Genomic DNA, 4567 nt, shown 5'->3' on the forward strand with positions numbered 1-4567 from the left:
AGAGGATGCCTTTTTTCTTTGACAAAATCGAACAATCGGTTTATCCCGGTTTCAAGGGCAACGAACTGTTAGCCCGTGGTGTTCAAATGCGTGGCCAGTCTGTTGGCAGCAATGCCGTTAGTTTTAACATTTATATTTTCAATGTTCAGTCTGGGATGATGCTGAATTATAATGCTGGGACTAGTCCAGTTAGTCGCTGACATGTACATTCGGAATCCATAGTCGCTCATATATCAAAATACCCAACAAGTGTAGTATAGTTGTCTACAAGGTAGCCGCATAATGAAAAATGTTACTAACATGCCTGTTCTCAGCTTAATACGGTAGTAGCAAAAGAACTGTTGCTAAACTTCAATGTGAGGTTAAGCGCAAATGACGCGTTCATAGTTAGATAAAGTGTTATGCTGAAAATGATTACGAAGTAGCCGATGACCTAGGAATTCAGGTTGATTACCTACATGAGGTCGGACAAAGTTACGGACTACATTACAAACATGTTCGCTAATTAATTTAATGTTTTCTCTAATAAATTAGAATGAAGGAATCTATCGTGGCAAAAAATTGCGACGTATGTGGTAAAAAGATTAGCTTTGTATCAGGAGTTAAAGTGAAGAACGGTAATATTTGTGATACTTGCGGAGAAAAAATTGGTTTAAACTCCAGCATGGCATCTTTAGCTGTTGCAGAATTATTAGACATCGATAACGTAAAGCAAGCACAACTTAACAATATCGAAATTGATCCTAAAAAAGTATTAGCTACCTATAAGCAAAATACTAAGAATGGCTTAAAAGAACCAATCTATTCAATTGTCTCTAACTCTCAAAATCAAGTTCTACATATGGAAAAATCCGAATCAATCTCTGATTCTAAACATTATTGCGCAATATGTGGAAAAAAAGTTGGATGGTTATCTAGTTCATCCTTACAAGATGGTAAAACCTGCGATACTTGCGGAGCAAAAATAGGGTTAGACAATAGTGCCGATGCGAATATAGTTGCCAAAACTTTAACTATTAAAGACGTTGAAAAGTACAACAAATCTCACACAAAGATTAATATCAAGCAAGCTATATTTGATAGTAAAACTGAATATGAAAAATTACTCATCACTTTCAAAAAAGAAGGCGATGGTCATGTTGGCAAAGTGTACATGGATAACAAACGACAACAGTTTTTAATTAAGCAAACATTTACCGAACACTTAGTTGATACTCCACCTACACTTTACAACTACAGCGATTTAGAAAGCTATGATCCAATTGAAAATGGTACTACCATTGAAAAGAAACATGGCTTATCTCGTGCAATTGCTGGTGGTTTAATTGCTGGCCCGACCGGTGCAGCGCTTGGCGCTTTTTCAGGTAACAAAGCTTATGCGGCTGTTTCGAAAGTCTCAGTTGTCTTATACTTCAGCGGAGATCATCGTGTTGAAGCGGTTCTACTAAATACCGACACTAAAACGGATAGTGGTGAGTACCATGCCGTAAAGCAGCTATTACTACGATTCTGTCACGAATTAGACAATATCATTGCTGAAAATAACAATGCTACTAATACCGCAACATCAGCACCTACTATTTCAACAGATACTGATCAATTAAGAAACTTAAAAGGACTGCTTGATGATGGCGTCATAACACAAGCAGACTTCGATGCTAAGAAGAAACAAATCTTGGGACTATAATATTATCAACCACTGGCTTCTATCAGCTAGTGATAACGCGAGTGTAGTTTAGTGGTAAAACGACAGCCTTCCAAGCTGTAGTCGCGGGTCCGATTCCCGTCACTCGCTTTGTACAATGATTTATCTACGATTTATCTACGATTTGTTTATTATATTGTACACTTATGCTTCTAAAATGCTTATATCATAGCAATTCTATCTCATATTCACTATCCGATTTATCTACGATTTAATTCATATATGGAGGAAACTCAACATGAAAAAGTTACCAATAGAAAATTCTCACTTGGAATATAAGCAGGCCAGTAGCTCTGTACCAAAAGATTGTTGGGAAACCGTTAGTGCTTTTGCTAATACCGATGGTGGAGTAATAGTACTTGGAATTACTGAGACTAAAAAAAATAGTGAGTTTATTGTTTCTGGTGTTAAAAACTGGTCCCCTGTCAATAAAATAGACAATTTTAATAGAGACTTTTTTGTCCTATGCCACGACTAAATTTTGAATTTGAGTTTGATACTCATCTTCAAGTTGCTTTGGTGATTTGAATCCACAGTGACTGTGAATTCTAACTGTGTTGTAAAACGTTTCAATGTACTGAAAAACTAGTCGTTTAGCTTCGGAGTATGAATGGATTTTAAACCGATTTATCCATTCACGCTTAATCAAGGCATGAAACGACTCAATGCAGGCATTATCCCAAGGATAAGCTTTCTTTAAATAGCTTAATGTCATGTTAGCTGTAACTTGATTGTAAGCTTCAGACGTAAACTGACTACCACGATCACTGTGCATGATTAATGGCTTGCTAATATGGCGACTGTGCTTAGTCTTTTCAATAAGTGGGATGACATTCGATACCTCCAACGTTTCAGATAAGTCCCAACCAATGATCCGTCGGGAGTACAAGTCCATAATACTGGTTAAATAAACGAATCCGTCATGAACTGGAATATAAGTGGTGTCAATGCACCAAACGGCGTTTGGTCGCAATGGATTGAACTGCTCGTCTAAAATATTTATTAGCTGTTTATCAAACTTAGAATTGCGAGTGGTAGTCGTCCAAGGGGTTAGGTAAACGGCGTGAATGCCAAGTTCACGCATATACTTACCAACAGTTCGTTCAGCGATCTTATATCCTTTTGAGCGAAGTTCTTGGGTGATTTTGCCGGCACCGTAAATACAAAGGCTTTTGAGCCAAATTGCTTTAATTTCACCTTGAATAAACTTCTTCCGAAGCTTTCGCGGTGATTGGTGATTATGACGCTTTTCTCGTTGATAGTAACCACTTCTTGAGATTCCAACATAATCACACATACCATTGATGGAAGGGTGGGATTCCAAAGCGTGCTGAACGTCCATTTCTTGGTATACCTTTTCGGTAGTTACTTGCTCAGAATCCCGATTGATTTTTTTAACACTTCGATCGCTCCTTCAGCGTCACGAAGTTGACGCTTTAGTCGTGCAATCTCCTTGTCCTTATCGCTGGCAAAATTACCAGAGCCACGGCCAAACTCTCCAGTCTCAGTAAACAGCTTAATCCATTTATGTAATGTACTAGCCCCAATACCTAGATTCTTACTTATTTCATTCATGGTCATGTGATCCTTGTTATCTAAGTAATACTGAACGGCCTGTTCCTTAAATTCCTTGTCATAACTGTGCTTCGTCATTATTTGATCCTCCAATTTACTTCCTTAATTATACTAAATCAGAGTCTCCATTTAACTTGTACACTTTTTATTCTAGGCCCAAACGGTAATCAGTTAAAAATCGATTTTTTAAACTTACAGAATGATAATACGTTCATCTCTCGACCTGTCGTTTCCGATAAGGATATTGAAATTGCACAGTTAGAAGGCAAAGAAATAGTAAAGATTCACGTTCCAAAAGCTTATTATAAGGACCGTCCAATTTACTTAAAGGGTAATATAAAAAAGACATTCATTAGAGATCACGAGTCCGACAGAACAGCTAATAGTGAGCGATTACGCTATTTTATAAGAGAGTCAGATGCTGTTACAGATTCGGAAGCACTTCCTAACTTTGATATGGATGATATCGATATTGCGAGTCTACAGAGCTATCAAGTACTACTCTCACAAATTAATGATGATTCCAGCCTACTGACAAATAACTTTGAACAGTTTTTAAATTCAATTGGGCTCTTAAAAAGGGACCGTACTAGTTCAAATAAATCTTGGAATCTAACTAAGGCCGCACTTCTACTTTTTGGGAAGAATACCTCTATTAAAGAAATCTTTCCATATTTCTTCTTAGACTTTGTTATAAAGCATAATTCCTCCGATACTGACTACTTAGATCGCATTTATACTTCAAACGAGTCTGGACACCCACAGAATATTTATAGTTTTTTTGATCAAACATTTCAAAAAATTAGAAGTCAAATTAACAATACTTTTGAGCTGAATGGTATTCAAAGAAAAGATAGTGGCGATTCTTTACTAATAGCAATACGTGAAGGACTTGTTAACACCCTTGTACATTCGGATTACGCCTTTGAAAGTCAAATTAAGATTTCACTCTATAATGATTATATTGAATTCTATAATCCAGGCGAAATGCGCATAAGTTATGAACGTTTTGTTTTAGGTGGAACATCAGAAGCAAGAAATCCAAATATTTTCTCAGTGTTTTTACGTGCAAAACTTGGAGAACACACTGGAAGCGGTGGGCATAGAATATATCAGACTGCTGACAAATTAAAACTACGTACCCCTGAGATAAAGAGCGATGCAGACAGTACTCAACTAATAATTTGGACAATTCCCTTAATGGAAAGTGTCGTAAAAACTATACCCAACGAATGGAAGGATACCTACATTCGGCTGTCGACAAAGTTGGTTGCTTCGTATTCCGAT

Annotated in this window: 5 protein-coding genes, 1 tRNA gene and 1 pseudogene; 5 read left to right on the forward strand and 2 right to left on the reverse strand. The window is 37.0% G+C overall.

Annotation, left to right across the window (positions count from 1 at the left end; genetic code table 11):
- From KGF70_RS16390 to KGF70_RS16405, 4 genes and pseudogenes are all read left to right on the forward strand, one after another.
- Positions 1 to 200: pseudogene (locus KGF70_RS16390) on the forward strand (hypothetical protein); the annotation flags it as partial.
- 350 nt (positions 201 to 550) lie between these two features.
- Positions 551 to 1687 (forward strand): DUF4428 domain-containing protein, encoded by a 1137-nt coding sequence (locus KGF70_RS16395; RefSeq protein ID WP_216768875.1) that lies wholly within the window; start codon positions 551 to 553, stop codon positions 1685 to 1687.
- 37 nt (positions 1688 to 1724) lie between these two features.
- Positions 1725 to 1795: transfer RNA gene (locus KGF70_RS16400), tRNA-Gly, on the forward strand.
- Between the two features lie 148 nt (positions 1796 to 1943).
- A complete protein-coding gene (locus KGF70_RS16405; protein WP_216768878.1) occupies positions 1944 to 2183 on the forward strand; it encodes a helix-turn-helix domain-containing protein in 240 nt (79 codons plus the stop codon).
- On the opposite strand, the gene KGF70_RS16410 is transcribed toward KGF70_RS16405, so the two are convergent.
- Both KGF70_RS16410 and KGF70_RS16415 read right to left on the reverse strand, forming a co-directional pair.
- Positions 2169 to 3047 carry an IS3 family transposase gene (locus KGF70_RS16410; protein WP_216768881.1) on the reverse strand — a complete coding sequence of 293 codons (879 nt, stop codon included), beginning with the start codon at positions 3045 to 3047 and terminating at the stop codon, positions 2169 to 2171. The genes KGF70_RS16405 and KGF70_RS16410 overlap by 15 nt on opposite strands.
- Positions 3048 to 3070: 23 nt before the next feature.
- Positions 3071 to 3358, reverse strand: coding sequence for a transposase (locus KGF70_RS16415; protein WP_003688751.1), 288 nt, complete (start codon positions 3356 to 3358; stop codon positions 3071 to 3073).
- Here KGF70_RS16415 and KGF70_RS17690 point away from each other — a divergent pair.
- On the forward strand, positions 3347 to 4567 hold a 1221-nt coding region (locus tag KGF70_RS17690; protein WP_216786509.1), incomplete at its 3' end, for an ATP-binding protein. The two genes, KGF70_RS16415 and KGF70_RS17690, sit on opposite strands and share 12 nt — an antisense overlap.

Origin of the sequence: Lactiplantibacillus sp. 7.2.4 (assembly GCF_018991185.1) — a bacterium.
Taxonomy (GTDB): domain Bacteria; phylum Bacillota; class Bacilli; order Lactobacillales; family Lactobacillaceae; genus Lactiplantibacillus; species Lactiplantibacillus pentosus.